Origin of the sequence: Agromyces cerinus subsp. cerinus, from assembly GCF_900142065.1 — a bacterium.
Lineage (GTDB): Bacteria > Actinomycetota > Actinomycetes > Actinomycetales > Microbacteriaceae > Agromyces > Agromyces cerinus.
In genome coordinates this window covers 246,300-272,159 of the sequence record NZ_FSRJ01000004.1, presented here as the reverse complement: position 1 = coordinate 272,159, position 25,860 = coordinate 246,300, and the positions used below count along the sequence as shown (strand labels likewise).

Below are 25,860 nucleotides of genomic sequence, written 5' to 3'. Positions count from 1 at the left end.
CATCCGTGTTCGAGTCCGTCCAGAGCCTGCTCGCCGAGCACGCGAAGCTGCAAGAGGAGCTCGCCGACCCGGCGCTCCACGCCGACGCCGCGCGTGCGAAGAAGGTCAACCGGCGCTACGCCGAGCTGAGCCGGATCGTCTCCGCGCACTCGGCGTGGCTCGAAGCGCAGGACGACCTCGCCGCCGCGCGTGAACTCGCGAAGGAGGACGAGGCGTTCGCCGACGAAGTGCCCGCGCTCGAAGAGGGGCTCGCGACGGCTCAGGAGCGGCTGCGCCGACTCCTGATCCCGCGCGACCCCGACGACGGCCGCGACGTGATCATGGAGATCAAGGGCGGCGAGGGCGGCGCCGAGAGCGCCCTCTTCGCCGGCGACCTGCTCCGCATGTACATGCAGTACGCGCAGTCGAAGGGCTGGAAGATCGAGCTCCTCGATCAGAACGAGTCCGACCTCGGCGGCTACAAGGACGTGCAGGTCGCGATCAAGTCGAACGCGACCGACCCGTCGCAGGGCGTCTGGGCGCACCTGAAATACGAGGGCGGGGTGCACCGCGTGCAGCGCGTGCCCGTCACCGAGACGCAGGGGCGCATCCACACCTCGACGACGGGCGTGCTCGTCTTCCCCGAGGTCGATGAGCCCGAAGAGGTCGACATCAACCAGAACGACCTGAAGATCGATGTCTATCGTTCATCGGGTCCTGGCGGCCAGTCGGTCAACACGACCGACTCGGCGGTGCGCATCACCCACCTGCCCACGGGCATCGTGGTGTCGATGCAGAACGAGAAGTCGCAGCTGCAGAACCGCGAGGCCGCGATGCGCGTGCTCCGCGCCCGCATCCTCGCGCGTCAGCAGGAGGAGATCGCGGCGGCGGCGTCCGACGCCCGCAAGTCGCAGATCCGCTCGATGGACCGTTCGGAGCGCATCCGCACGTACAACTTCCCCGAGAACCGCATCGCCGATCACCGCACCGGGTACAAGGCCTACAACCTCGACCAGGTCATGAACGGCGCGCTCGAACCGATCATCGAGTCGGCCATCCAGGCCGACGAGGAGGCGCGACTGGCCCACCTCGGCGACCAGTAGCCGCAGACGCGACGAACGGATGCCCCGGACACCTCGAGTGTCCGGGGCATCCGTTCGTTCCGGCGTGCTGCTTCGTCGCCGAGCGCTCAGATGTGCCAGTCGTGGATGCCGCGGGCGGCGTCGGCCGTCTCGTGCGTGAGCGGTTTGAACGACGCGGGGATGCCGACCACGAGCGAGTGCGCCGGGGCGTCCTTCGTGACCACCGCGTTCGCGCCGATCGCGCTCCACGCGCCGATCGTGATGTCGCCGAGCACCTTCGCGCCCGCACCGACGGTGACGCCGTCGTCGAGGGTCGGATGCCGCTTCGCCCCGCGTTCGGCGCCGCGGGCGGCCTTCCCGCCGAGGGTGACCCCGTGGTAGAGCATCACGTCGTCGCCGATCACGGCCGTCTCGCCGACGACGACGCCCATGCCGTGGTCGATGAAGAACCGGCGGCCGATGGTGGCGCCGGGGTGGATCTCGACGCCGGTGAGGAACCGCACGAGCTGGGAGAGGACGCGGGCGGGCAGGCGCAGCCCGGCGCGCCAGAGCACGTGCGCGAGGCGGTAGCCCCAGATCGCGTGCAGGCCAGAGTACGCGAGGAACACCTCGAGGTTGCCGCGGGATGCGGGGTCGTGCGCGCGCGCCGTCGCGATGTCCTCGCGGAGTGCTCGGAAGAAGGTCACGTCGATAGTCAATCAGTCCGTACGTCGATCGGATGCACCGAGCGCCCGGACAACACGTCGATGCTGTCCGGGCGCTCGGTGCGGCTCAGTCGCGCAGGTCTTCGTAGAGCACCGTCGAGACGTAGCGCTCACCGAAGTCGGGCACGACGACGACGATCGTCTTGCCGTCGTTCTCGGGGCGCTTCGCGACCTCGAGGGCGGCCCAGACGGCCGCACCCGACGAGATGCCGCCGAGGATGGCCTCGTCGGTCGCGAGGGCGCGCGCGGTCGCGATGGCGTCGCTCGTGGCGACGTCGATGACCTCGTCGTAGACCTCGCGGTCGAGCACGTCGGGCACGAAGTTGGCGCCGAGTCCCTGGATCTTGTGCGGGCCGGGCGTGCCCTGCGTGAGGATGGGGGAGTCGGCGGGCTCGACGGCGACGACCGTGAGGCCCGGCTTCTGCTCCTTGAGGTAGCGGCCGGCGCCCGTGATCGTGCCGCCCGTGCCGATGCCCGAGACGAGGATGTCGACGCCGCCGTCGGTGTCGGCCCAGATCTCGGGGCCGGTCGTCGCGTAGTGGATCGCCGGGTTCGCCTCGTTCTCGAACTGGCGGGCGAGGATCGCGCCGGGCGTGGCCTCGACGATCTCGTTGGCCTTCGCGACGGCGCCCTTCATGCCCTCGGAGCCGGGCGTGAGCACGATCTCGGCGCCGTACGCGCGCAGCAGCACGCGGCGCTCGATGCTCATCGTCTCGGGCATGGTGAGGATCACCCGGTAGCCGCGAGCCGCGCCGACGAGGGCGAGTGCGATGCCGGTGTTGCCGCTCGTGCCCTCGACGATGGTGCCGCCGGGAACGAGGGCGCCCGACTTCTCGGCCGCGTCGATGATGGCGACGCCGATGCGGTCCTTCACGCTCGCGGCGGGGTTGTAGAACTCGAGCTTGGCGAGCACGGTGGCTCCGGCGCCCTCGGTGAGGCGGTTCAGGCGCACGAGCGGCGTGCGACCGACGACCTCGGTGATGTTCTCGTAGATCTGAGCCATGGGCGTGCCTCTCGGTTCGGGTGGTGAAGACGGCCTCAGCCTAGGCTTCGGCTCGCATGGAGGCGAGTGCGTTACATTCCATTGCGTGGATACGACGACCTCAGACGCCCGAGCGCGATCACTGCGCGAGCTCCGAGACGAGACGGTGTCGACGCTCGCCTCCGCGGGCGTCCCCGATCCCGAGGTCGATGCCGAGCTCCTGATCGGTCACGTCCTCGGCCTCTCCCGCGGGGCGGTGCAGGCGCGCATGGTCGTCGGCGCCGAGGTCGGCGAGGCGGATGCCGCTGCGCTCGCGCAGCTCGTCGCGCGCCGGGCCGGTCGCGAGCCGCTGCAGCACATCACCGGGCGTGCGGCGTTCCGCCACCTCGAACTGCAGGTGGGCCCCGGAGTCTTCGTGCCCAGGCCCGAGACCGAGCAGGTCGCCCAGCTCGCCATCGACGCGCTCGCGTCGGCGGCGGAGCCCGAGCCGATCGGCGTCGACCTCGGTACGGGCAGCGGCGCCATCGCGCTCGCACTCGCGACGGAGGTGCCGCACGCGAGGGTGTGGGCGGTCGAGAAGTCGCCCGAGGCGTTCGTGTGGACGCGGCGCAACGTCGCCGAGGTGGCCGCCCCGAATCTCGAGCTCGTCTTCGGAGACCTCGCCGACGCCCTGCCCGAACTCGACGGCCGGGTCGCGGTCGTGGTGTCGAACCCGCCCTACGTGCCGCTCCGCGAGATGCCGCGCGACCCCGAGGTGCGTCTCCATGACCCCGAGCCGGCGCTCTACGGCGGCGCCGACGGGCTCGACGTGGTTCGGGTGCTCTCCCGGCGCGCGCTCGCGCTGCTGCGTCCGGGTGGCGCGCTCGTGATCGAGCACGGCGAGGAGCAGTCGGCGGCGATCGCCGAGATCCTCTCGGCCGACGGTTGGCGGGCGATCGCCCACCATCGCGACCTCACCACGCGTGATCGGGCGACCACGGCCGTGCGCTGAGCATGGGGCGGGGAGTGCCTGAGCGCTACTCCTTCTTCGCCCGCTCCGCCTTCTCACGCGCGATCTTCTCGCGCTCGAGGGCGTGCTTGATCGCCTCGCGTTCGCGCTTCTGCGCCTCGCGCAGCGCCTTCTCGGCCTCGCGACGGGCCTTCGCCGCCTCGCGCACCTGCTTGTCGCGGGGCAGCTCGAGCGTCGGCGGCAGCGGCTCGGCGGCGGCGGTGGCTGCACCCGACTCGACCCGGCCCACGTGGTACTCGATGCCGTCGAGGATGCGCTCGAGGCCGAACGAGAAGTCGTCGTCGCTGTCGTCGGGGTCGGTGCCGGGTTCCGCCACATAGCCGCCGGCGGCGAGGAGCGGGCTCAGGTACGGGAAGCGTTCGGGGGTCACCAGCTCGGCGAGCGCCTCGAAGTAGTTCGCGCCCGTGACATCCGCCGGGTCGGCCGCCGCTGCAGCGGCCGTGCCGATGTCGCGCTCCTGCGCGCCGGTCGCACGGGCGTAGCTCGTGAGCAGCAGCAGGGTCGACATCTTCTCGCCGTCACTGAGGGGGAGCGAGCGCACCTCGCGCAGGAACCAGTCGACGATCAGCAGGCTGTTGGGCGTGATCGGCGCGCCCGAGATCGGGATGTCGACGAGCCAGGCGTGCTCGCGGTAGGCGGCGCGCATCGCGAGCACCCAGGCCGTGATGCCGGCGCGCCAGCCGCGTTCGACGGTCTCGTCGGGAACGGGCGGCGTGACGGCGCCCTCCTGCATGAGCAGGATCAGGTCGTCCTTGCTCGTGACGTAGCGGTAGAGCGACATCGTCGTGAAGCCGAGCGAGGCGGCGACCCGGCTCATCGACACCGCCCCGATGCCCTCGGCGTCGGCGATCTCGATGGCCGCGTCGACGATGCGCTCGATCGAGAGTTCCCGCTTGGGCCCGCGTTGCGGGTTCGCCGCGACGCCCCACGCGAGGGCCACCCCGCGAGGGAGTTCGGGATCGCGTCGCTCGGGGCTCACACGCTCAGGGCTCACTGGGGGGTCCGTTCTCGAGAAGGTGTTGACGACAGTCTAGAACTGTGTATTACTTAAACAACAGTGCATCACATAAACAGTTTGCGCCATACGCAGACGAGAGAACAGGAGAGATCCATGTCAGTCGCGATCGACACGCACGGGCTTCGCAAGCGCTTCGGTTCGACCGAAGTGCTCGCCGGCCTCGATCTCAGCGTGCCCGCGGGGTCGGTGTTCGCCCTGCTCGGCCCGAACGGCGCCGGCAAGACGACCACCATCAACATCCTGACGACGCTCGTGAAACCCGATGCCGGTGTGGCGCGGGTCGCGGGCTTCGACGTCGCCGCATCGCCGGAGGAGGTGAAGCAGCGCATCGCGCTCACCGGCCAGTCGGCCGCCGTCGACGAGGTGCTCACCGGCACCGAGAACCTCGTCATGATGGGACGGCTCTCGGGCCTCGGCCGGCAGGCGGCGCGGGACCGCGCCGCAGAACTGCTCGAACGGTTCGACCTGACGGATGCCGCGCGCCGACGTCTCGGCACCTACTCCGGCGGCATGCGCCGCCGCCTCGACCTCGCCCTCAGCCTCGTCGTCGACGTGCCGATCCTGTTCCTCGACGAGCCGACCACCGGGCTCGACACGCGGAGCCGCCAGGAGCTCTGGAACGTGATCCGCTCGCTCGCCGAGGCCGGCACGACGGTCTTCCTCACGACGCAGTACCTCGAGGAGGCCGACCGGCTCGCCGACCGCATCGCCGTGCTCGACCGCGGGCGCATCGCCGCCGAGGGCACCGCCGACGAGCTGAAGGCCCGCATCGGCGGCGACGTCGTCGAACTCCGCGGCGCCGACGGCGAAGTGCTGCTCGAACTGCCGACCGACGGCAGCGTGCACGGACTGCGCGCCGCCATCGAGCTGCTCGACCACTCTCCGGCCGCGGCGGTCGAGGGGGCGCAGGTGTCCATCCGTCGCCCGAGCCTCGACGACGTGTTCCTCGCGATCACCGCAGGCGCCGAGGCATCCGCCCCCGAACTCATCGAATCGAAGTGACCACCATGACGACCATCACGACCCTGCCGACCGCTTCCGCCCCGGTCCGGGCCGAGCTCGGCCCCTTCACTGCCGAGTCGACGTTCATCGCCCGCAGCTTCCGCCACTCGGTGCGCGACATCGACGCCATGCTCATGGCGGTGCTGCTGCCGACGATGCTCATGCTGATGTTCACCTTCATCTTCGGCAACGCGATCGACCCGTCGGGCGGTTACGTCGACTACGTCGTGCCCGGCATCATCCTGCTGTGCGCGGGATTCGGCGCCTCGTCGACGGCCATCTCGGTCTCCCGCGACATGACGACGGGCATCATCGACCGGTTCCGCACCATGCCGCTGCGAAGCGGCGCCGTGACCACCGGCCATGTCGTGGCGAGCCTCGCCAGAAACCTCGTGGCGACGGGCGTCGTCATCGCGGTGGCGCTCCTCGTCGGATTCCGGCCGAGCGCGACCCCGCTCGAATGGCTCGCCGTGTTCGGCCTCGTGGCGCTCTACATCCTCGCGATCACCTACCTGTTCGCGGCGATCGGCCTCGCGGCGTCCAGCCCCGAGGCGGCGAGCGGCTACGGCTTCATCCTGCTGTTCCTGCCGTACCTCTCGAGCGCGTTCGTCCCGGTCGAGACGATGCCCGGGTGGCTGCAGTGGATCGCCGAGAACCAGCCGATCACGCCGGTCATCGAGACGATCCGCGGCCTGCTCATGGGCACGCCGATCGGCGACTCGGCCTGGTGGGCGATCGGCTGGTGCGTCGGCATCGTCGTGGTCTCCGTCGTCTGGGGCGGCTGGCTGTTCCGTCGCCGGGCGGGCCGCCGCTGAGGCGGTCGGGCGGCAGCGGATGCCGCGGCGCACGCCTGCGCCGCGGCATCCCTTCGACGGGCTCAGCACGGCGCCGCTGCTCATCGCGGTTCCGCCCCGGGGCGCTGGTCTAGAATCGGCAGGTCATGACTGCCATCTACGACTGTTCGGTCGACTCAGAGCTCCTCACCGGCATGCGCCTCGCACGAAGCGCCATCGGGCGCGGGGAGCTCGTCGTCATCCCCACGGACACGGTCTACGGCGTCGCCGCCGACGCGTTCGCGCCGAAGGCCGTCTCCCGGCTCCTCGACGCGAAGGGGCGCGACCGCACCTCGCCGCCGCCCGTGCTGATCCCCGGCATCCCGACGCTCGACGCCCTCGCGAGCGAGGTGCCGCCCGCGGTGCGCGAGCTCGTGGGCGAGTTCTGGCCCGGCGGGCTGACCGTGATCCTCCACGCCCAGCCGTCGCTGCAGTGGGATCTCGGCGAGACGCGCGGCACCGTCGCGCTCCGCATGCCGGCGAACCCCATCGCCCTCGAACTCCTCGCCGAGACGGGCCCGCTCGCGGTGTCGTCGGCGAACCTCTCGGGCGAGCCGTCCGCCACCACGGCGGCGGATGCCGCCGACATGCTCGGCGACTCGGTGAGCGTCTACCTCGACGGCGGATCGGCCGGCGGGTCGTACGAGGCCATCGGCGAACGCGAGGGCGACACCTCGTCGACGATCGTCGACGCGACCGGCCTCGCCCGCGAAGGCGGACGGCTCCGCATCGTGCGCGCCGGAGTGATCTCGCGCGAGCGCATCGCCGCGGTCGTGGGGGAGGACCTCCTCGAGCCCGAGCGTGCCGCCGAGGGCGAGCCCGCGGCCGATGAGGCCGACCAGCCGGCCGAGGCTGACGCACCCGTCGAGGCCGAGGCCGCGGCCGCCGCGGCCGCCACGGCCGAACCGGCCGCCGTGTCGGCCGCCGAGTCCGCGACGTCCGCCGACGACGGGGACGCTGCCGCCTCATGACCCTCTTCCTGGCCATCGCCCTGCTGACGGCGCTCGTCACCTTCGGCGGATCGATCATCGTCTGGAAGCTGAGCCTCAAGTACAAGCTCTACCCGAAGATCCGCGAGCGCGACGTGCACACGCGGCCGACGCCGCGTCTCGGCGGCGTCGCGATGTTCGTCGGCATCCTCATCGCCTTCGGCGCGGCGGCGTTCGTCTCCACGCTCGGCTCCTCGCGGTTCTCGAACATCGCGATCGTCTTCCAGAACCCGGGCCAGATCCTCGCGATCCTGGGCGCCGCGCTCCTCATCGTGATCGTCGGCGTCGCCGACGACATCTGGGACCTCGACTGGACGACGAAGCTCGCCGCCCAGTTCCTCGCCGCGGGCCTCATCACCTGGCAGGGCGTCTCGATCGTGTCGCTGCCGATCGGCGGCATCACGGTCGGCTCGTCGTGGATGTTCGCGATCATCACCGTCTTCGTCATCGTGCTCGTGATGAACGCCGTGAACTTCATCGACGGGCTCGACGGGCTCGTCGCCGGCGTCGCCCTCATCGCGAACGGCGTGTTCTTCCTCTACTCGTACCTGCTCGTGCAGCAGACGTCGCCGACGAACTACTTCAACCTCGCCTCGCTCGTGGCCATCATCCTGGTCGGCGCATGCGCCGGGTTCCTGCCGCTCAACTGGCACCCCGCGAAGCTGTTCATGGGCGACGCGGGCGCCCTGCTCATCGGGCTCCTCATGGCCACCTCCGCCGTCGCGGTCACCGGTCAACTGAACCCCACGGGAGTCGGGCTGAACCAGTTCGTGGCGGCGTTCATCCCGATCCTGCTGCCGTTCGCGGTGCTCGTGATCCCGCTGCTCGACTTCGGGCTCGCGGTCATCCGCCGCCTCCGCGCCGGCAAGTCGCCGTTCTCGGCCGACCGCAAGCACCTGCACCACCGACTGCTCGACATGGGCCACTCGCACCTCCACGCGGTGCTGATCCTCTACGGCTGGACCGCGGTCGCCTCGATCGGATGCCTCCTCACCTACGTCTTCCCGGTCTACTTCAAGATCTCGTCGCTCTGGGCGCTCCTCGCGCTGTTCATCGGCTTCGTCATCTGCGCCGTGATCACGCTCGCCCCCCTCGGTCGCCGCAAGCGACTCACGGTCGCCGCCGAGGCGGTGGCCGTCGACGAGATCCCCGAAGCGGAGATCGCGGGGCTCGACGAGCTCGCGGGCGCCGAGGCATCCGTCGCGCTCGACGGCTCGCGCAGCCCGGCGTCCGCTCAGGACGGCTCGGTAGAATCCAGCGACCCCGAACCTGGAGCACGATGAACGACGCACGACCCGAAGCCGACCGCACGCCGACCTCGAACCCAGTCCTGAGGAGGGCGCTCGTCTGGGGCGGCATCCTCGCCGGGGTGATCCTCGTCGTCGGCGCGATCCTCGGCTACGTGCTCGCCGGCGTGCCGGGCCTTCTGGGCGCGCTCATCGGCACGCTCATGGCCGTCGTCTTCATGGGCATCACCGCCGCGAGCATCCTCGCCGCCAATCGCTTCGCCTCGAGCGACCTCTTCGTCGGGGCGTTCTTCGGCATCGTGCTCGGCGGCTGGATCCTGAAGTTCATCGTCTTCATCGTGCTCGTCGTGGTGCTGCGCGACGCCGAGTGGCTGAACACGACGGCGCTCTTCCTCAGCCTCGTGGCAGGGGTGCTCGCGTCGCTCGCCGTCGACGTCATCGTCGTCGCGAAGTCGCGCCTGCCGTACGTCAGCGACGTCGAACTGCCGAAGGCGCCCACGGAAGAGTGAGGCCGTCTCGGCGATTCGTCGGCAGCCCGAAGTATTGCTAGAGTAATGGGGATCCCCCCACGGTTCTGCCCTGCTCGCGCACGGGCTGCCGAGGTCCATGTTCGTCGCCGCGAGAGCCGAGCTCCACGCCCCGAAACAGGAGAAAGCGCTGCTAGCTAACGCTCTGAACCTGCTGGTTCCGATGTCAACCGACGATGGTGGCTTCCACGGGCCGTCGATCAATGAGTTCTTCCCCGGGCCGCTGCTCTTCGAAGACACCCCCTTCGAGATCAACCGCATCATGCTGGTCCGCTACGTCGCGGTCATCGCCCTGCTGCTCGTGTTCTGGCTCGGCACCCGTCGCATGAGCGTCGTGCCCGGTCGGTTCCAGAGCCTCGTCGAGATGGGTCTCGACATGGTGCGCGTGAACATCGCCGACGACCTGCTCGGCAAGAAGGACGGCAAGCGGTTCCTGCCGATCCTCACGACCATGTTCTTCATGATCCTGTTCATGAACCTGACAGGTGTCATCCCGTTCCTGAACATCGCCGGCACCTCCGTCATCGGCGTGCCGCTCGTGCTCGCGATCGTCGCGTACGTCACCTTCATCTACGCGGGTGTCAAGAAGAGCCCCAAGAACTTCTTCAAGAACTCGCTCTTCCCCTCGGGTGTGCCGTGGCCGGTGTACATCATCGTCACGCCGATCGAGTTCATCTCGACGTTCATCATCCGCCCGATCACCCTCACGCTCCGACTCATGATGAACATGATCGTCGGCCACCTCCTGCTGGTGCTCTTCTTCGCGGCGACGCAGTTCTTCGTCGTGACGATGAGCGGATGGTGGACCCTGCTCGGTGTCGGAACGCTGGCCTTCGGCCTCGCGTTCACGCTGTTCGAGGTCCTCGTCGCCGTCCTGCAGGCGTACGTCTTCGCACTTCTCACCGCGGTCTACATCCAGCTCGCGGTCGCAGAAGAGCACTGAGCCCGGGCATCCGCCCAGAACATTCCCTAGGAAAGGAAACCCAACGTGGACGCAACCACCGTTCTCGCTGAGATCAACGGCAACATCGCGACGGTCGGCTACGGCCTCGCCGCCATCGGCCCGGCCATCGGCGTCGGCATCGTCGTCGGCAAGACGATCGAGGGCGTCGCCCGCCAGCCCGAGCTGGCCGGCCGCCTCCAGGTGCTGATGTGGATCGGTATCGCCTTCACCGAGGCGCTCGCCTTCATCGGCATCGCCACCTACTTCATCTTCGTCTGATCCACCCGCCCCAACTGAGGAGGCCAACGTGCTTCAAGCAGTACTGAGCGCTGCAACCGAGGGTGGCGAGACCCACAGCCCGGTGATTCCGGAGTGGTACGACATCATCTGGTCGTCGGTCTGCTTCGTCATCATCCTCATCTTCTTCTGGAAGTACGTGCTTCCGCGCGTGCAGAAGCTGCTCGATGAGCGGGGCGAGGCGATCGAGGGCAACATCGCGAAGGCCGACGAGGCGCAGCGCAAGGCAGAGGCGGCTCTCGAGGAGTACACCGCCCAGCTCGCCGACGCGCGCACCGAAGCCGGTCGCATCCGCGAGACGGCTCGCGACGACGGCAAGAAGATCGTCGCCGAGGCGAAGGATGCCGCGACCGTCGAGGCCGCTCGCGTCACCGCGAGCGCGCAGGCGCAGATCGAGGCGGAGCGCCAGACGGCACTCGTCACGCTCCGCTCCGAGGTGGGCACGCTCGCCATCGACCTCGCTTCCGGGGTCATCGGCGAGTCGCTCACCGACGACGCCAAGGCGACCGCGGTCGTCGACCGCTTCCTCGCCGAACTGGAGGCCTCCGAGGCCGCCGCCGGAGGGAAGAAGTAGTCCATGGGTAGCGCTACGAGAGAGGCCCTGGCCGGCTCGAAGGCCGCGCTCGCGGAGCTCGGCCGTGCCGACCTTCCGGTCGCCGAGGCCCTCCTCGCCGCCGGCCGGGTCATCGGCGAGTCCGCGCACCTGCGCACGGCTCTCATCGACACCGAGGCCGACGTCGCGCAGAAGCGCGCGCTCGTCGAGGCCGTGTTCGGCTCCCGCATCCCGGCCGAGGCCGCCTCGCTCCTCGTGAGCGCGGCTTCGCGCCGGTGGTCGTCGGGCGACGACTTCCTGGCCGGCATCGAAGAGATCGGCATCCGCGTCGCCGCGGACTCCGCTCCCGACGACGTCGACCTCGACGCCGAACTGCTCGCCTTCGAGCGTGCCGTCGCGAACGACGCCGAACTCGAGCTCGCGCTCGGGTCGAAGCTCGGCGAGACCGCGGCCAAGACGCAGATCGTCGACCGGCTCCTGACCGGCAAGGCATCGCCGCAGACCGTCGTGATCGTGCGGCACCTCGTGCAGCAGCCTCGCGGCCGTCGCATCGGCGAGCTGCTCCGCCACGGGGCATCCGTCGTGGCCGACCAGCGCGGATTCGACATCGCGACGGTCACGAGTGCCGTTCCGCTCACCGCCGCCCAGCTGGGCCGGCTCGAGCAGGGCCTCGCCGTCCAGGCGGGCCGCCGTGTCCGCTTCGACACCATCGTCGATCCCGCCGTGCTCGGCGGGATCCGCGTGCAGATCGGCGACGACGTCATCGACGGCAGCGTCGCCTCGCGCCTCAGTTCGCTGCGGCAGAAGCTTGCCGGCTGACGCCGGTTGAAACGACCGGCGCTCGCGCCGTGACACACCAGTAGCTGTACAACCGGTACAGAAAAAGGGAAAAGACAATGGCAGAACTCACCATCAGCCCCGACGAGATCCGTTCGGCTCTCTCGGAGTTCGTCTCGTCGTACGAGCCGGGACAGGCGGAGAAGACCGAGGTCGGGTACGTCACCGACGCCGGCGACGGCATCGCGCACGTCGAAGGTCTTCCCTCGGTCATGGCGAACGAGCTGATCCGCTTCGCGGACGGCACGCTCGGTCTCGCGCAGAACCTCGACGAAGACGAGATCGGCGTCGTCGTGCTCGGCGAGTTCACCGGCATCGAAGAGGGCATGGAGGTGACCCGCACCGGCGAGGTCCTCTCCGTCCCCGTCGGCGAGGGCTACCTCGGTCGTGTCGTCGACCCGCTCGGCCACCCGATCGACGGCCTCGGCGAGATCACCGGCATCGAGGGCCGTCGCGCCCTCGAGCTGCAGGCGCCCGGCGTCATGCAGCGCAAGTCGGTGCACGAGCCGCTGCAGACCGGCATCAAGGCCATCGACGCGATGATCCCCGTCGGCCGCGGCCAGCGTCAGCTCATCATCGGCGACCGCCAGACCGGCAAGACGGCCATCGCGATCGACACGATCATCAACCAGAAGGCCAACTGGGAGACGGGCGACCCGTCGAAGCAGGTTCGCTGCATCTACGTCGCCGTCGGCCAGAAGGGCTCGACCATCGCCTCGGTGAAGGGCGCCCTCGAAGACGCCGGAGCCATGGAGTACACGACCATCGTCGCGGCTCCCGCCTCCGACCCGGCCGGCTTCAAGTACCTCGCTCCGTACACCGGCTCGGCCATCGGCCAGCACTGGATGTACGACTCCAAGCACGTCCTCATCATCTTCGACGACCTGTCGAAGCAGGCCGAGGCCTACCGCGCCGTGTCGCTCCTCCTGCGTCGCCCGCCGGGACGCGAGGCGTACCCCGGTGACGTCTTCTACCTGCACTCGCGTCTGCTCGAGCGTTGCGCGAAGCTCTCCGACGAGCTCGGCGCCGGATCGATGACGGGCCTCCCGATCATCGAGACCAAGGCGAACGACGTCTCGGCGTACATCCCGACCAACGTGATCTCGATCACCGACGGCCAGATCTTCCTCCAGTCCGACCTGTTCAACTCGAACCAGCGTCCGGCTGTCGACGTGGGCATCTCGGTCTCGCGAGTCGGCGGTGACGCACAGGTCAAGTCGATCAAGAAGGTCTCCGGCACGCTGAAGCTCGAGCTCGCGCAGTACCGCTCGCTCGAGGCGTTCGCGATGTTCGCATCCGACCTCGACGCCGCCAGCCGTCGTCAGCTCGCTCGAGGCGCACGCCTCACCGAGCTGCTGAAGCAGCCGCAGTACTCGCCGATGTCGGTCGAGAAGCAGGTCGTCTCGATCTGGGCCGGCACCAACGGCAAGCTCGACGAGGTTCCCGTTGAAGACATCCTCCGTTTCGAGAGCGAGCTGCACGACTACCTCGCCCGCAACACCGAGGTGCTCAACTCGCTCCGCGAGACCAACGTGCTCTCCGACGAGACCGCGGCCGAACTCGCTGCGGCGGTCGACACGTTCAAGCTCGAGTTCCAGACCGGCGAGGGCAAGCCGCTCGCCTCGGTCGGTTCCGAGCAGTTCGAGGCGATCGCTGAAGAAGAGGTCGTCCAGGAGAAGATCGTCAAGGGTCGCCGCTAGTCATTCCGAGGTTCCCTGAGGCTCTCGACGGGAACTGACCTCACGGGGTCGAGTCGAGAGCCTCAGTACCAGGAAGACAGGACACAGGAGAAACATGGGAGCGCAGCTTCGGGTCTACCGGCAGAAGATCAAATCTGCCCAGACGACCAAGAAGATCACGCGGGCGATGGAGCTCATCTCCGCCTCGCGGATCCAGAAGGCTCAGGCGCGCGTTGCGGCGTCGGAGCCGTACTCGACCGCCATCACTCGAGCAGTCTCGGCAGTCGCGAGCTACTCGAACGTGGCTCACGTGCTGACGACCGAGCCGGAGCGCATCGATCGCGCCGCGATCGTGATCTTCACGTCGGACCGCGGTCTGGCCGGTGCCTTCAACTCGCAGGTGCTGCGTGAAGCCGAGGAGCTCACCGAGCTCCTGAAGAGCCAGGGCAAGTCGGTCGAGTACTTCCTCGTCGGTCGCAAGTCCGTCGGCTACTTCAACTTCCGGCACCGCGCCTTCGAGCGCAGCTGGATCGGTGGCACCGACAACCCCGACTTCGACACGGCGAAGGAGATCGCCGACGCGGTGCTCGAGGCGTTCCTCCGGGACGCGAGCGACGGCGGCGTCGACGAGATCCACATCGTCTACAACCGCTTCGTGAGCCGCATCACGCAGGTTCCGGTGGTCACCCGCCTGCTCCCGCTCGAGGTCGTCGAGAGCGACGAGGCCCCTCCGGCCTCCTCGACGAAGCACGAGGTCTTCCCGCTCTACGAGTTCGAGCCCGATGCCGAGACCGTCCTCGACGGCCTGCTGCCGGTCTACATCGAGAGCCGCATCTACAACGCGATGCTGCAGTCGTCGGCGGCCAAGCACGCCGCGACGCAGAAGGCGATGAAGTCGGCCAGCGACAACGCCGACAAGCTCATCACCGACTACACGCGTCTGGCGAACAATGCGCGCCAGTCCGAGATCACCCAGCAGATTTCCGAGATCGTGGGCGGCGCTGACGCGCTGTCGTCCGCCAAGTAGCCCCTTACGAAGAGAGAGAACACATGACTGACACCGCTACCGCCCCGGCCGCGGCCGCGCCTGTGGCCGGCGCCGTCGGCCGCGTCGCCCGGGTCACCGGCCCCGTCGTCGACATCGAGTTCCCGCACGACTCGATCCCCCCGATCTACAACGCGCTGAAGACCGAGATCACGATCGACGGCGTCACCACCGTGCTGACCCTCGAGGTCGCACAGCACCTCGGTGACGACCTGGTTCGCGCGATCGCCCTGAACCCGACCGATGGACTCGTCCGCGGCCAGGAGGTCACCGACACGGGTGCCTCGATCTCGGTGCCCGTCGGCGACGTCACCAAGGGCAAGGTCTTCAACGTCATCGGCGAGGTGCTGAACGCAGCGCCCGGCGAGCAGATCGAGATCACCGAGCGCTGGCCGATCCACCGCAAGGCTCCGGCCTTCGACCAGCTCGAGTCGAAGACCTCGATGTTCGAGACCGGCATCAAGGTCATCGACCTCCTCACGCCGTACGTGCAGGGTGGAAAGATCGGCCTCTTCGGTGGTGCCGGTGTCGGCAAGACCGTCCTCATCCAGGAGATGATCCAGCGCGTTGCGCAGGACCACGGTGGTGTGTCGGTGTTCGCCGGTGTCGGCGAGCGCACCCGTGAGGGCAACGACCTCATCCACGAGATGGAGGAGGCGGGCGTCTTCGACAAGACCGCGCTCGTCTTCGGCCAGATGGACGAGCCGCCGGGAACGCGTCTTCGCGTGGCCCTGTCGGCCCTGACCATGGCGGAGTACTTCCGCGATGTGCAGAAGCAGGACGTGCTGCTCTTCATCGACAACATCTTCCGCTTCACGCAGGCCGGCTCCGAGGTCTCGACGCTGCTCGGCCGCATGCCGTCGGCCGTGGGCTACCAGCCGAACCTCGCCGACGAGATGGGCGTTCTGCAGGAGCGCATCACCTCGACGCGTGGACACTCGATCACCTCGCTGCAGGCGATCTACGTCCCCGCCGACGACTACACCGACCCGGCCCCGGCCACGACGTTCGCGCACCTCGACGCGACGACCGAGCTCTCCCGCGCCATCGCGTCGAAGGGTCTCTACCCGGCCGTCGACCCGCTGACCTCGACCTCGCGCATCCTCGACCCCCGTTACCTGGGCGAGGACCACTACCGCGTTGCCACGACGGTCAAGCAGATCCTCCAGAAGAACAAGGAACTGCAGGAGATCATCGCGATCCTCGGTGTCGACGAGCTCTCCGAGGAAGACAAGATCACGGTGTCGCGTGCGCGCCGTATCGAGCAGTTCCTCTCGCAGAACACCTACATGGCGAAGAAGTTCACCGGTGTCGAGGGTTCGACGGTTCCGCTCAAGGACACGATCGAGTCGTTCGACGCGATCGCCAAGGGCGAGTTCGACCACGTGGCCGAGCAGGCCTTCTTCAACGTCGGTGGCATCTCCGACGTCGAAGAGAAGTGGGCGCAGATCCAGAAGGAGAACGGCTGAGCATGGCCAGCCTCAACGTGAGTGTCGTCTCGGCCGACCAGCAGGTTTGGTCGGGCGAGGCGACCATGGTGGTGGCACGCACCGTCGAAGGCGAGATCGGCATTCTGCCGGGTCACGAGCCGATGCTCGCGATCCTCGCCGGCGGCGAGGTGCGGGTCACCCTGCCCGGCGGTGAGAAGATCACCGCCAACGCCGAAGATGGATTCCTGTCGGTGCAGGCGAACGCGGTGCAGGTCGTCGCGTCCCGCGCCGAACTCGTCTGAGGAGTAACGGATGCAGGGGGAGCAGCCGATCGAACGCCAGTTCGGTGACCTGAGTGTCACCCAGCTCATCGTCATGGCCGGGTTGCCGGGTGCGGGTAAGTCGACGATCGGAGAGATCGTCGGCGCCCGCCTCGGCGCCACGGTCGTGTCGGTCGATCCGATCGAGTCCGCCATCCTGCGGGCCGGCATCGACGCCGACCAGCCGACGGGCCTCGCGGCATACCTCGTGGCCGAGGAGATCGCCGAGAAGGAGCTCGACTCGGGCCGTACGGTGATCGTCGACGCGGTCAACGCCGGCGAGGCGGCTCGCCTGCAGTGGCGCGACCTCGCGGAGCGAGCCGACGTGCGGCTCCGGGTGATCGAGGTCGTGTGCTCCGATGAGGAGTTGCACCGATCCCGGCTCGAGAAGCGCGAGCGAGGCCTCCCGCACCTCGAGGAGACCACCTGGCGCGCGGTCGAGCAGAGCCTCGAGGGCTACGCAGCCTGGACCGGCCCGTCTTCGGCGCTGCCACGGGTGACGATCGACAGCGTCGGGTCGCTCGGATCGAACGTCGACGCGGCGCTCGCCTTCATCGGTTCGTAGTGCGGCTGCTGCTTCCGCCGTCCGAGACCAAGCGCGACGGCGGCGTCGATGTCGCGCTCGACCTCCGCGCACTCTCGTTCGGTTCCCTCACCCCGGTTCGGGCTGAGACGACCGCGGCCGTGGTCGCGCTCGCGCACGACCCCGCCGACATGATGCGGGCGCTGAAGCTCGGACCTCGGCAGGCGCACGAGGTCGAGCGGAATCGGCACCTGCTCGATTCACCCACCATGCCCGCGCTCGACCGGTACACGGGTGTGCTCTTCGATGCCCTCGATGCCCCGACGCTCGATGCCGGTGCTCGCGCCTATGCCGCCGACCACGTGGTCGTGCACTCCGCGCTGTTCGGCCTGCTCGGGGCGATGGACGCGATTCCGGCCTACCGGCTCTCGCACGATTCGCGCCTGCCGGGCGTGCGGATGAAGGCGCTGTGGCGAGCACCGAACACGGCGGCCCTCGAGGCGGCCGGCGGTCTGCTGCTCGACCTCCGTTCCGAGGCGTACGTCGAACTCGGCCCGGTTCCTGTGCACGCCGACGCGGCGTTCGTGCGCGTCGTCTCCGTCGACGGTTCCGGTCGGAAGCGCGCGCTGAACCACTTCAACAAGCGTGCGAAGGGGCTCTTCACCCGCGCCGTGCTGACTGCGCAGCCGCAGGTCGAGTCGATCGAGGAGCTCATCGACTGGGCGCACGAGGCCGGTTTCTCTCTCTCGCTCAGCCCTGAGCCGATCGGTGCGGGAGTTCGCGAACTCGAACTCGTCGCCTGACCGAGGCTGCGGCCGCGGTCGGCGAGGCGATCATGCCGCGGCGGCACGCGCCGATCGGTGGCACCCTGCGAGGTGATCGTCGACCATGCCCGCCGCCTGCATGAGCGCGTACATCGTGGTCGGCCCGACGAAGCGGAATCCGCGACGGCGCAGCTCCTTGCTCATGGCCACGGACTCGGGCGTGGTCGCCGGCACGTCGGCGAATGTGGCCGGTGCCGTGGCACGGGGTGGCGGCGCGAAGCTCCAGAGCAGCTCGTCGATGGGCACATCGAGCGCGAGCGTGGCACGGGCGTTCTGGATCGTCGCCTCGATCTTGCCGCGGTGACGGATGATGCGCTCGTCGCCGAGCAGGCGTGAGACATCGGCGTCGGTCATCGCGGCGACACGCTCGGCGTCGAATCCGTGGAAGACCTCGCGGAACGCCGGACGACGCCGAAGGATCGTGATCCACGACAGACCCGCCTGGAACCCCTCGAGGCAGACCTTCTCGAAGAGCCGGATCGGATCGTGCTGGGGCGTGCCCCACTCCTCGTCGTGGTATCGGCGGTACTCGGGGTCGGTGGCGCCCCACCCGCATCGGGCGAGTCCGTCGTCGCCGACGATGATCTCGGGCCGGGGAATGACGCTCACGCGGCGAAGCCGATCTGCTCGTGGCCGAGCAGCCAGAGCTTCGTGGGAACGCCTTCGCCGCCGGAGTACCCGGTGATGCGGCCGTCGCTCGCGAGCACGCGGTGGCAGCCCACGATGATCGGCACGGGGTTCGCGCCGACCGCGCCGCCGATGGCCCGGGCGGAACCCGGCTTGCCGACCGCAGCGGCGAGGGCGCCGTAGGAGGTGGCCTCGCCCCAATGCAGGCGCTCGAGCTCGGCCCAGACGGCCTGCTGGAAGGCGGTGCCGGTCAGTCGCACCGGAACGTCGAAGTCGAGGCGCTGCCCCGCGAAGTACTCGTCGAGCTGTTCGCGAGCCGCGCGGAGCACATCGTTGGGATGTTCGGGAGCGTCGTCGTGGGGGAGCACGCCGCCGCTCTCGATGGAGAGGCTCGTGACGGCATCGTCGTCGGCGACGAGTTCGAGTCGTCCGATCGGGCTGTCGAGGCGGATGAGGTACACGTTCGTCATGATTCGAGCGTAACCGCGGCGTCCGACACCGGCTCGCGGGAATCGGACATCGCGCAGCACGAGCCCGATCGTCGCGCTGTGGAGGAGGAGTCGTCGCGACTCCTCCTCCACATCGGCGATCTCGTCTCGATCGGGTACGGACCCGAGGCGGGCGCCGACGGAGCTGCAGCAGCGGTCGATGCTCGGCGCATGACGACCATCATCCGCGCCGAAGCGGCGCACGACTTCCTCGCCCTCGTTCCGTCGCTGGCCGGATTCCAGCCGCAGCGCTCGCTCGTGTGCGTGGCGTTCAGCGGCAACCGCACGGCCGGCGTGCTGCGGCACGACCTCCCACGACGGGCGCGCGATCGTGCACCGCTCGTGGCCATGATCGTCGGCACGCTGTGCCGGATGCACGGCGTCGACGCGGTCGTGCCGATCGTGTACACCGACGCCGGCTTCGGTGCGGGCCGGGGGATGCCGGAGCGCCCGCTGCTCGGAATGCTCACCGCACGTGCCGAGGAGGCCGGATTCCTCGTGCGCGATGCGCTGTGCCGGGCGTCCGACGGATGGGGGTCGCTGCGCGATCCGGCGACGCCGGCCACGGGGCATCCGCTCGCCCTCGTCGACGAGAGCCCGGTGCTGCGTCTCGCCGCCGACGCGGGGGAGGTGGTGGCCTCGTCGCCGGCCGCGAGCGCGGACCTGCCGGAGCCCGAGCCCGAGGTCGCCGCTCGACTCGCCGAATCGCTCGCCCGGCTCACCGGCGTCGGGCGTGACGACGCGCTGCGGCGGCTGGCCGAGAACGCCGACCCGGTCGCGCTCGTCGAGACGCTGCTCGTGCGCGACGCCGCGCATCCGCCGCTCCGCCTCGCCTGGTTCCTGCATCTCGCGTCCGTTCCCGCCATGCGCGACGCCATGATGCTGCAGATCGGGTTCGGCGCGCTCATCGGCGAGGCGGCGCACGATGACGCGGTCGCCACGGCCGAGCGCGCGGCCGACCTCGACGAGACGATCGAGACCCTCGTCGTGCGGGAGTCCGCGACCGGAACGATCGGCGAGGTGAGCGAGATGCTCGCGCGGCTCATGGTCGGTCAGTCGCAACTGCGCCCCGACGCGTGTCGGGTCGAGCGGGCGCTCGCACTGCTGCGTCGGCTGATCGCGAACGCGCCGTCAGCGCATCGCGTCGGCCCGCTCTGCATCGCCGCGTGGCTCGCGTGGTCGCTCGGTCGGGGCTCGGCGGCCGGGGCGTACCTCGATCGCGCCCTGGAGATCGATCCCGATCATTCGATGGCGGGTCTGCTCAACGCACTCGTCGGCAGCGGCACGCTGCCCGAGTGGGCGTTCAATGGCCGGTGAGCCCGCCGACGGCGCGGGCGAGCAACGACGTCCGGCCGGTGAGCCGCTCCTCTGCGTCGGAGAATCGCATGCCGAGCACGCCGAGGTTCGCACCGAGGTACCGCAGTGGCTCCGGCTCCCACAGCGGTGATCGGTGATTCACCCAGGGGAGGTCGGTCAGGCTGCTCTGCACGCCGCGCACGAGGTCGGCCATGGTCCGGCCGGCGAGATTCGTGGTCGAGAGGCCGTCGCCGACGTAGGCGCCCGCGAAGCCCACGCCGGTCTTGGGGTTGTAGCTCGCGGTCGCGTTCCAGTCGCGAGCGACGCCGAGCGGGCCGCCCCATCGATGGGTGATGCGGGCGCCGCTGATCGCGGGGAAGAGTTCGGAGAGGGCGGCGCGCAGCCGTCCGAAGACGGCCTCCACCTGTTCGAACGCGGGATCCAGGGCGCTGCCCCAGTGATAGCTCGCGCCTCGACCGCCGAAGGCGAACCGGTTGTCGGCGGTGCGCTGTCCGTAGACGAGCAGATGGCGGAAGTCGCTGAACGTCGTGCCGTGCGCGAGGCCGATCTCGTCCCAGACATCGTCGGGCAGTGGTTCGGTGGCGATCATGAGCGAGTAGAGGGGCAGGATGCGACGGCGCACGCGCGGAAGGCTCGCGCCATAGCCCTCGGTCGCGACGATCACGTGTCGTGCCGAGACCATGCCCTCCGAATCGCTGCCGTCGAGCGAGCGGAACCGCACCCGACCAGCCGACCAGTCGACGACCTCGGTCTGCTCGAACACCGAGACGCCGAGCTCCTCGACGACACGAGCGAGGCCGCGCACGAGCTTGGCCGGGTGCACCCGTGCGCACGACGGATCGAAGACCGCGTCGGGCGCGCGGCCGTCGAGACCGGTCGCAGCGAACCTTGCCCCGACGGTGCTCTCGTCCCAGTACTCGAGCGCGTCGACTCCGAACCGGCGTGCGTCGTCGACCTCGGCGACGGCGAGTTCGCGCTGCGAATCGCTCCGCGCGAAGGTGACGGAGCCGCCCTTCACGAAGTCGCAGTCGATGCCCTCGCGTGCGGTGACTCGGCCGACCTCGTCGACCGTGTCGAGCATCGCACGGCGCATCGCGACCGCCTGCTCGTAGCCGTGCTCGCGTTCGATCGACGCGGCCGACTGGGGGAACAGCGCCGAGCACCAGCCGCCGTTCCTGCCGGAGGCCCCGAACCCCGAGAATTCGCGCTCGAGTACGGCGATGCGCAGGGTCGGATCCGCCCGCATCAGGGCGTAGGCGGTCCAGAGCGCCGTGAGTCCGCCGCCGATCAGGCAGACGTCGAACCGGGCGCTCGAGGTGAGGGCCGCGCGCGGGCGGAGGTCGTCGAGCCCGCGCACGACCAGGTCGTCGAGCCAGTAGCCCGCCCGATGGGAGGAATCCGGTGAGGCATCCGTCACCGTCGGGCGAGCCCCCGCCATCAGAGCCGGTTGGAGGCTTCGGTCAGCACTCCGCGCAGCTTCTGCTCGATCTCGGCGAACTCGGCCGGGCCGATCGTGAGCGGCGGCGCCAGCTGGATCACGGGGTCGCCGCGGTCGTCGGCGCGGCAGTAGAGGCCCGCGTCGAAGAGCGCCTTCGAGAGGAAGCCGCGGAGCAGGCGCTCGGACTCGTCGTCGTCGAAGGTCTCGCGCGTCTCCTTGTCCTTCACGAGCTCGATGCCGAAGAAGTAGCCGTCGCCGCGCACGTCGCCGACGATCGGCAGGTCGAGCAGCTTCTCGAGCTCGGCGCGGAACAGCGGCGAGTTCTCCAGAACGCGTTCGTTCAGCTTCTCCTCCTCGAAGATGTCGAGGTTCTCGAGTGCCACCGCGGCCGACACCGGGTGTCCGCCGAACGTGTAGCCGTGGTAGAACGACGTGTTGCCCTCGGCGAACGGGGCGTAGATCTTCTCGGAGACGATCGTCGCGCCGATGGGGGAGTAGCCCGAGGTCATGGCCTTCGCGCAGGTGATCATGTCGGGCACGTAGCCGTAGGCGTCGCACGCGAACATGTGGCCGAGGCGGCCGAAGGCGCAGATGACCTCGTCGGAGACCAGGAGCACGTCGTACTGGTCGCAGATCTCGCGCACCCGCTTGAAGTAGCCGGGGGGCGGCGGGAAGCATCCGCCCGAGTTCTGCACCGGTTCGAGGAAGACGGCGGCGACCGTCTCGGGGCCCTCGAAGAGGATCATCTCCTCGATGCGGTTCGCAGCCCAGGTGCCGAAGGCCTCGAGGTCGTCGGCGGGCGCGCCCATCTCGGCGGCGCGGTAGAAGTTCGTGTTCGGCACGCGGAACCCGCCGGGGGTCACCGGCTCGAACATCTCCTTCATGCCGGGGATGCCGGTGATCGCGAGGGCGCCCTGAGGGGTGCCGTGGTAGGCGACCGAGCGGGAGATCACCTTGTGCTTCGTCGGACGGCCCTGAAGCTTCCAGTAGTACTTGGCGAGCTTGAAGGCCGTCTCGACGGCTTCACCGCCGCCCGTCGAGAAGAAGACCCGGTTCAGGTCGGCGGGCGCGTAGCCCGCCAGGCGGTCGGCGAGCTCGATCGCCGACGGGTGGGCGTACGACCAGATCGGGAAGAAGGCGAGCTGCTCGGCCTGCTTGGCGGCGACCTCGGCGAGGCGCGCTCGCCCGTGGCCCGCGTTCACGACGAAGAGGCCGGCCAGGCCGTCGAAGTACTCGCGGCCCTGGACGTCGTAGATGTGGTGGCCCTGACCGCGGGTGATGATCGGCACCCCCGACGTCTCCATGGTGGACTGCCGGGAGAAGTGCATCCAGAGATGGTCCTTCGCCTTCTGCTGCAGCACGTCGTTGTCGTAGACCGTGTCGGTCATTGCCATCCCTTTCTCGATGAGCACCCGCCGACTCAGCGGGTGCCCCAGTTGTAGAACTGCTTCTGGAGCTTCAGGTAGACGAACGTCTCGGTCGACTGCACGCCCTCGATCACGCGGATGCGCGTGTTCAGGAGTTCGAGCAGCTCGTCGTCGTTCTCGCAGACGACCTCGGCCATCACATCGAAGCTGCCGGCCGTGAGCACGACGTAGTCGATCTCGGGGATCTCGGCGAGTCGAGTGGCGAGCACGCGGGTGTCGCCCGCCGTGCGGATGCCGATCATCGCCTGCGTGGTGAAGCCGAGCTGCATCGGGTCGGTCACGGCCACGATCTGCATCACGCCCGACTCGGTGAGCCGCTGCACGCGCTGGCGCACGGCCGCCTCCGACAGGCCGACGGCCTTGCCGACATCGGCGTACGAACGTCGCCCATCGGCCTGCAGCTGCTCGATGATCGCCTTCGAGACCTCGTCAAGCTGCACGGGTCGGGACGGCGAAGAACGCCCGTTGTTCGTCATGCCACGATTGTGACAGTGACGGATGGTCCGTGCAAGCGATTCCGTTGAATTTCGGCGCGAATTCGACTGAATCCACAGCAATCCGCCGGTTTCGGCTGCGGATCGCGGCGGGCCTCGATGCGGCCCGGTCCCATCGCCGGCCGGATTCCGGCGCCCTCGGACCATGAGACGAGACCACGTGGCACCCCTCGTGCGCTGGCTCGCACGGTGAAAGAATGTCCGCATGGTCTCAGGCGCTGTCTCGAGTTCGGCGTCGGCCGGTGCGCCCGCGTGGGATGTCATCGTGGGCGATCGGTTCATCGCCGCGGTCGCGGCCCCCGCTCCCCAGGGGGTGCTGGACGCGCTCTCCGACGCGGCGAGCGACGACCGGCTCGCGCTCGAAGCGCTCGTGGGGCTCCTGCCGTCGGGCCGTGTCGACCCCGTGGCGTCGTTCGGCCTCGTCTGGTGGGCGGAGGGCGCGACGACGAGCGTGACCGCCGTCGTGCGCGGCGACGCGGTCGTGGACCTCGCCTCACCGGGCGGCAGCCGCAGGTTCGACGCACGCGGCATCCGTCCGTGGCACCTCGCCGACTTCGACGACGTGGTGGCGCTGCGCATCACCGACGCCGCGACGCCGCTCGGCCGCGAGCCGACCGCGGGTGAGCCCGTGGTGCCTCGGCGAGCGAGCCTGCGCGCCTCCTCGGTCGAGTGGACGGCGGCCGGAAGACCGGCGGATGTCCCTGTTCCCACGCCCTGGCTCGATGCCGACACGTTGCTCGCGCCGCGCCAGCACGAGGCGGGTCTCGGGGCGCCCGTCGCCGACACGGTCATCACCCCGCGCCAGGCGGCGCGGGTCTCGGGGGCCACCGCCTCCTCGCCGACGGGGCCGGGAGCGGCGACCGAGGAGTCTCCGAGCGGCTCGCCGGCGACTCCAGCGGACGTCGCCGGAGAACCGGCACAGAACGGCCCGCGCTTCCGCATCGGAGCAGGGCAGCCCGTGACGATCACCGCGCCCGTGCTCATCGGTCGGAAGCCGTTGCCTCCGCGCATCGCGGGCAGCGACATGCAGCCCGAACTCCTCACGGTCGAATCGCCGGCGGCGATCGTCTCGGGCACCCACCTCGAGCTGCGGCTCATCGGCACACGACTCGTCGCGACCGACCTGCACTCGACGAACGGCACCGTGCTCCGCACGATGTCCGGCACCCGCCGGCTCCGTGCCGGGGAGTCGGTCGTGGTGCTGCCCGGCACCCGCCTCGATCTCGGAGACGATACGATCATCGAGATCCTCCTCGCCCAGGGTTCCCCCGGCGCATGACCCGAACAGACAGCAGGCTTCACAGGTGACCCAGATCGGCAATGGCAACGCCCGCCATCGGATCACGCTGCCCGACGGCACCGAGGTCACCCTCGCCTGGGCGGCGGTCACCGACACCGGCCTGCGCCGCGAGGTCAACGAAGACAGCTTCGTCGCACAGGCGCCGATCTTCGCCGTGGCAGACGGCATGGGCGGCCACGCCGCGGGCGATTTCGCGAGCGCCGCGGTCGTCACCCGGCTCGCCGAGCACGGCGGCAAGACGCTCGTCGGCACTCCCGAGATCGACCATGCGCTCCGCCTCGCGGTGCAGGACATGGGCCGCGGCGCCGGCGTGACCGACGAGGGCAGCGGCACGACGGTCACGGGTGCCGCGATCGGGGCGATCGCCGACGAGCCGGCCTGGATCGTGTTCAACATCGGCGACTCGCGCGTCTACCGGCTGGTGGGCGGCGTGCTCGAGCAGCTGACGGTCGATCACTCGATCGTGCAGGAGCTCGTCGACGCCGGGCAGATCACTCGCGAAGAGGCCGACACCCACCCGCACTCGAACGTGATCACGCGTGCCGTCGGCTTCCACGAGGCGCCGATCCCCGACTATCGTGCGATCGCCGTCGAGCCCGGCATGCGGCTGCTCATCTGCTCCGACGGGCTCACGAAGGAGCTCACGACGTATGGAATCCGTCACTTCCTCGTCGCCAATGCGAAGGCCGAGAAGGCCGCGCACCAACTGCTCGAGGCGGCGCTCGGCAACGGAGGACGCGACAACGTCACGGCGATCGTGGTCGACGTCCTGAAGGTCGTGCGTCCCGAAGGCGCGCGGTCGTCCGGCGAGGTCGAGCCGGCGCACGGCTGACGCGGGTCCGAGGTCGGCTCCTCTCGCTGTGTGCAGAGCACCACGAGGCATCCGTCGCCCGCGGATACAATGATGGGCACCGGGCGCCGCCGGCCACCGGGCATCGCGGCACCG

General features: G+C 69.4%; 28 protein-coding genes. 20 read left to right on the top strand and 8 right to left on the bottom strand.

Translation table 11 applies throughout. The features are described 5' to 3' along the window. The first annotated feature begins 5 nt into the window (after positions 1-5). Positions 6-1,082: a peptide chain release factor 1 gene (gene prfA, locus BUR99_RS15520; RefSeq protein WP_074261274.1), complete on the top strand. Its 1,077-nt coding sequence runs from the start codon at positions 6-8 to the stop codon at positions 1,080-1,082. Positions 1,083-1,168: 86 nt separating this feature from the next. Here the strand turns inward: prfA and epsC are convergent, their stop codons facing one another. Both epsC and cysK read right to left on the bottom strand, forming a co-directional pair. Then, positions 1,169-1,747, bottom strand: a complete 579-nt coding sequence (gene epsC / locus BUR99_RS15515; protein WP_074261273.1) for a serine O-acetyltransferase EpsC — start codon at positions 1,745-1,747, stop codon at positions 1,169-1,171. A gap of 85 nt (positions 1,748-1,832) precedes the next feature. Next, positions 1,833-2,768: a cysteine synthase A gene (gene cysK / locus BUR99_RS15510; protein ID WP_074261272.1), complete on the bottom strand. Its 936-nt coding sequence runs from the start codon at positions 2,766-2,768 to the stop codon at positions 1,833-1,835. 121 nt (positions 2,769-2,889) lie between these two features. On the opposite strand from cysK, the gene prmC reads away from it, so the two are divergent. Continuing rightward, positions 2,890-3,738 (top strand): peptide chain release factor N(5)-glutamine methyltransferase, encoded by an 849-nt coding sequence (gene prmC / locus BUR99_RS15505; protein WP_074261622.1) that lies wholly within the window; start codon positions 2,890-2,892, stop codon positions 3,736-3,738. A gap of 25 nt (positions 3,739-3,763) precedes the next feature. On the opposite strand, the gene BUR99_RS15500 is transcribed toward prmC, so the two are convergent. Then, positions 3,764-4,750, bottom strand: coding sequence for a TetR/AcrR family transcriptional regulator (locus BUR99_RS15500; protein WP_084184057.1), 987 nt, complete (start codon positions 4,748-4,750; stop codon positions 3,764-3,766). Positions 4,751-4,867: 117 nt separating this feature from the next. Here BUR99_RS15500 and BUR99_RS15495 point away from each other — a divergent pair, with 117 nt between their 5' ends. From BUR99_RS15495 to BUR99_RS15425, 15 genes are all read left to right on the top strand, one after another. Then, a complete protein-coding gene (locus BUR99_RS15495) occupies positions 4,868-5,776 on the top strand; it encodes an ATP-binding cassette domain-containing protein (RefSeq protein WP_074261270.1) in 909 nt (302 codons plus the stop codon). A gap of 5 nt (positions 5,777-5,781) precedes the next feature. After that, entirely contained in the window at positions 5,782-6,591 is an 810-nt protein-coding gene (locus BUR99_RS15490; RefSeq protein ID WP_074261621.1) for an ABC transporter permease, read from the top strand. Between the two features lie 125 nt (positions 6,592-6,716). Then, the gene (locus tag BUR99_RS15485) at positions 6,717-7,580 is read left to right on the top strand and encodes an L-threonylcarbamoyladenylate synthase (RefSeq protein WP_084184056.1); all 864 of its coding nucleotides are present in this window, start codon (positions 6,717-6,719) and stop codon (positions 7,578-7,580) included. Next, entirely contained in the window at positions 7,577-8,881 is a 1,305-nt protein-coding gene (locus BUR99_RS15480; protein WP_074261269.1) for an MraY family glycosyltransferase, read from the top strand. Before BUR99_RS15485 ends, BUR99_RS15480 begins: the two co-directional genes overlap by 4 nt. Further along, a complete protein-coding gene (locus tag BUR99_RS15475) occupies positions 8,878-9,354 on the top strand; it encodes a Cg1360 family ATP-synthase-associated protein (RefSeq protein WP_074261268.1) in 477 nt (158 codons plus the stop codon). Before BUR99_RS15480 ends, BUR99_RS15475 begins: the two co-directional genes overlap by 4 nt. Before the next feature lie 181 nt (positions 9,355-9,535). Beyond that, positions 9,536-10,315, top strand: coding sequence for a F0F1 ATP synthase subunit A (atpB, locus tag BUR99_RS15470; protein WP_234980882.1), 780 nt, complete (start codon positions 9,536-9,538; stop codon positions 10,313-10,315). 45 nt (positions 10,316-10,360) lie between these two features. Next, positions 10,361-10,594 (top strand): ATP synthase F0 subunit C, encoded by a 234-nt coding sequence (atpE, locus tag BUR99_RS15465; protein ID WP_022888426.1) that lies wholly within the window; start codon positions 10,361-10,363, stop codon positions 10,592-10,594. 28 nt (positions 10,595-10,622) lie between these two features. Next, complete coding sequence (locus BUR99_RS15460; protein ID WP_074261267.1) at positions 10,623-11,186, top strand: F0F1 ATP synthase subunit B; 564 nt, start codon at positions 10,623-10,625, stop codon at positions 11,184-11,186. 3 nt (positions 11,187-11,189) lie between these two features. After that, on the top strand, positions 11,190-11,984 hold the full coding sequence (locus BUR99_RS15455; RefSeq protein WP_074261266.1) for a F0F1 ATP synthase subunit delta: 795 nt from the start codon (positions 11,190-11,192) through the stop codon (positions 11,982-11,984). A 77-nt stretch (positions 11,985-12,061) separates the two neighbouring features. Continuing rightward, the gene (atpA, locus tag BUR99_RS15450; protein ID WP_074261265.1) at positions 12,062-13,702 is read left to right on the top strand and encodes a F0F1 ATP synthase subunit alpha; all 1,641 of its coding nucleotides are present in this window, start codon (positions 12,062-12,064) and stop codon (positions 13,700-13,702) included. Positions 13,703-13,796: 94 nt separating this feature from the next. Next, the gene (locus BUR99_RS15445; protein WP_074261264.1) at positions 13,797-14,708 is read left to right on the top strand and encodes a F0F1 ATP synthase subunit gamma; all 912 of its coding nucleotides are present in this window, start codon (positions 13,797-13,799) and stop codon (positions 14,706-14,708) included. A 23-nt stretch (positions 14,709-14,731) separates the two neighbouring features. Further along, the gene (gene atpD / locus BUR99_RS15440; protein ID WP_074261263.1) at positions 14,732-16,195 is read left to right on the top strand and encodes a F0F1 ATP synthase subunit beta; all 1,464 of its coding nucleotides are present in this window, start codon (positions 14,732-14,734) and stop codon (positions 16,193-16,195) included. A 2-nt stretch (positions 16,196-16,197) separates the two neighbouring features. After that, a complete protein-coding gene (locus BUR99_RS15435) occupies positions 16,198-16,458 on the top strand; it encodes a F0F1 ATP synthase subunit epsilon (RefSeq protein ID WP_074261262.1) in 261 nt (86 codons plus the stop codon). Positions 16,459-16,468: 10 nt separating this feature from the next. Then, positions 16,469-17,041, top strand: coding sequence for a P-loop nucleotide/nucleoside kinase family protein (locus tag BUR99_RS15430; RefSeq protein WP_074261261.1), 573 nt, complete (start codon positions 16,469-16,471; stop codon positions 17,039-17,041). Next, positions 17,041-17,802, top strand: coding sequence for a YaaA family protein (locus BUR99_RS15425; RefSeq protein WP_074261260.1), 762 nt, complete (start codon positions 17,041-17,043; stop codon positions 17,800-17,802). Before BUR99_RS15430 ends, BUR99_RS15425 begins: the two co-directional genes overlap by 1 nt. A 30-nt stretch (positions 17,803-17,832) precedes the next feature. Here BUR99_RS15425 and BUR99_RS15420 read toward each other — a convergent pair whose 3' ends face one another. Both BUR99_RS15420 and BUR99_RS15415 read right to left on the bottom strand, forming a co-directional pair. Then, entirely contained in the window at positions 17,833-18,432 is a 600-nt protein-coding gene (locus BUR99_RS15420) for a DNA-3-methyladenine glycosylase I (protein ID WP_394327846.1), read from the bottom strand. Next, the gene (locus tag BUR99_RS15415; RefSeq protein ID WP_074261259.1) at positions 18,429-18,920 is read right to left on the bottom strand and encodes a methylated-DNA--[protein]-cysteine S-methyltransferase; all 492 of its coding nucleotides are present in this window, start codon (positions 18,918-18,920) and stop codon (positions 18,429-18,431) included. Before BUR99_RS15415 ends, BUR99_RS15420 begins: the two co-directional genes overlap by 4 nt. Positions 18,921-18,998: 78 nt before the next feature. On the opposite strand from BUR99_RS15415, the gene BUR99_RS15410 reads away from it, so the two are divergent. Next, positions 18,999-20,255 carry a DUF4192 domain-containing protein gene (locus BUR99_RS15410; RefSeq protein WP_074261258.1) on the top strand — a complete coding sequence of 419 codons (1,257 nt, stop codon included), beginning with the start codon at positions 18,999-19,001 and terminating at the stop codon, positions 20,253-20,255. Here the strand turns inward: BUR99_RS15410 and BUR99_RS15405 are convergent. From BUR99_RS15405 to BUR99_RS15395, 3 genes are read right to left on the bottom strand one after another with little or no spacing between them, the layout of a single operon-like run. Continuing rightward, on the bottom strand, positions 20,242-21,693 hold the full coding sequence (locus BUR99_RS15405) for an NAD(P)/FAD-dependent oxidoreductase (protein WP_074261257.1): 1,452 nt from the start codon (positions 21,691-21,693) through the stop codon (positions 20,242-20,244). The genes BUR99_RS15410 and BUR99_RS15405 overlap by 14 nt on opposite strands. Further along, positions 21,693-23,081 carry an aspartate aminotransferase family protein gene (locus BUR99_RS15400; RefSeq protein ID WP_394327845.1) on the bottom strand — a complete coding sequence of 463 codons (1,389 nt, stop codon included), beginning with the start codon at positions 23,079-23,081 and terminating at the stop codon, positions 21,693-21,695. The genes BUR99_RS15405 and BUR99_RS15400 overlap by 1 nt, the downstream gene beginning before the upstream one ends. Before the next feature lie 32 nt (positions 23,082-23,113). Then, complete coding sequence (locus BUR99_RS15395; RefSeq protein ID WP_074261255.1) at positions 23,114-23,596, bottom strand: Lrp/AsnC family transcriptional regulator; 483 nt, start codon at positions 23,594-23,596, stop codon at positions 23,114-23,116. 223 nt (positions 23,597-23,819) lie between these two features. Between BUR99_RS15395 and BUR99_RS15390 the strand changes: the two genes are divergently transcribed. Further along, the gene (locus tag BUR99_RS15390) at positions 23,820-24,893 is read left to right on the top strand and encodes an FHA domain-containing protein (protein WP_074261254.1); all 1,074 of its coding nucleotides are present in this window, start codon (positions 23,820-23,822) and stop codon (positions 24,891-24,893) included. 25 nt (positions 24,894-24,918) lie between these two features. Continuing rightward, the gene (locus BUR99_RS15385; RefSeq protein ID WP_074261253.1) at positions 24,919-25,746 is read left to right on the top strand and encodes a PP2C family protein-serine/threonine phosphatase; all 828 of its coding nucleotides are present in this window, start codon (positions 24,919-24,921) and stop codon (positions 25,744-25,746) included. The last annotated feature ends 114 nt before the right edge of the window (positions 25,747-25,860 follow it).

What these genes read in the sequence shown, in the direction of transcription:
- cysK (WP_074261272.1), bottom strand. Translation starts at nt 2,768, where the DNA reads ATGGCTCAGATCTACGAGAACATCACCGAGGTCGTCGGTCGCACGCCG.
- BUR99_RS15495 (WP_074261270.1), top strand. Translation starts at nt 4,868, where the DNA reads ATGTCAGTCGCGATCGACACGCACGGGCTTCGCAAGCGCTTCGGTTCG.
- BUR99_RS15490 (WP_074261621.1), top strand. Translation starts at nt 5,782, where the DNA reads ATGACGACCATCACGACCCTGCCGACCGCTTCCGCCCCGGTCCGGGCC.
- BUR99_RS15485 (WP_084184056.1), top strand. Translation starts at nt 6,717, where the DNA reads ATGACTGCCATCTACGACTGTTCGGTCGACTCAGAGCTCCTCACCGGC.
- BUR99_RS15480 (WP_074261269.1), top strand. Translation starts at nt 7,577, where the DNA reads ATGACCCTCTTCCTGGCCATCGCCCTGCTGACGGCGCTCGTCACCTTC.
- BUR99_RS15475 (WP_074261268.1), top strand. Translation starts at nt 8,878, where the DNA reads ATGAACGACGCACGACCCGAAGCCGACCGCACGCCGACCTCGAACCCA.
- atpB (WP_234980882.1), top strand. Translation starts at nt 9,536, where the DNA reads ATGTCAACCGACGATGGTGGCTTCCACGGGCCGTCGATCAATGAGTTC.
- BUR99_RS15455 (WP_074261266.1), top strand. Translation starts at nt 11,190, where the DNA reads ATGGGTAGCGCTACGAGAGAGGCCCTGGCCGGCTCGAAGGCCGCGCTC.
- atpA (WP_074261265.1), top strand. Translation starts at nt 12,062, where the DNA reads ATGGCAGAACTCACCATCAGCCCCGACGAGATCCGTTCGGCTCTCTCG.
- BUR99_RS15445 (WP_074261264.1), top strand. Translation starts at nt 13,797, where the DNA reads ATGGGAGCGCAGCTTCGGGTCTACCGGCAGAAGATCAAATCTGCCCAG.
- atpD (WP_074261263.1), top strand. Translation starts at nt 14,732, where the DNA reads ATGACTGACACCGCTACCGCCCCGGCCGCGGCCGCGCCTGTGGCCGGC.
- BUR99_RS15435 (WP_074261262.1), top strand. Translation starts at nt 16,198, where the DNA reads ATGGCCAGCCTCAACGTGAGTGTCGTCTCGGCCGACCAGCAGGTTTGG.
- BUR99_RS15430 (WP_074261261.1), top strand. Translation starts at nt 16,469, where the DNA reads ATGCAGGGGGAGCAGCCGATCGAACGCCAGTTCGGTGACCTGAGTGTC.
- BUR99_RS15415 (WP_074261259.1), bottom strand. Translation starts at nt 18,920, where the DNA reads ATGACGAACGTGTACCTCATCCGCCTCGACAGCCCGATCGGACGACTC.
- BUR99_RS15405 (WP_074261257.1), bottom strand. Translation starts at nt 21,693, where the DNA reads ATGGCGGGGGCTCGCCCGACGGTGACGGATGCCTCACCGGATTCCTCC.
- BUR99_RS15400 (WP_394327845.1), bottom strand. Translation starts at nt 23,081, where the DNA reads ATGACCGACACGGTCTACGACAACGACGTGCTGCAGCAGAAGGCGAAG.
- BUR99_RS15395 (WP_074261255.1), bottom strand. Translation starts at nt 23,596, where the DNA reads ATGACGAACAACGGGCGTTCTTCGCCGTCCCGACCCGTGCAGCTTGAC.
- BUR99_RS15390 (WP_074261254.1), top strand. Translation starts at nt 23,820, where the DNA reads ATGGTCTCAGGCGCTGTCTCGAGTTCGGCGTCGGCCGGTGCGCCCGCG.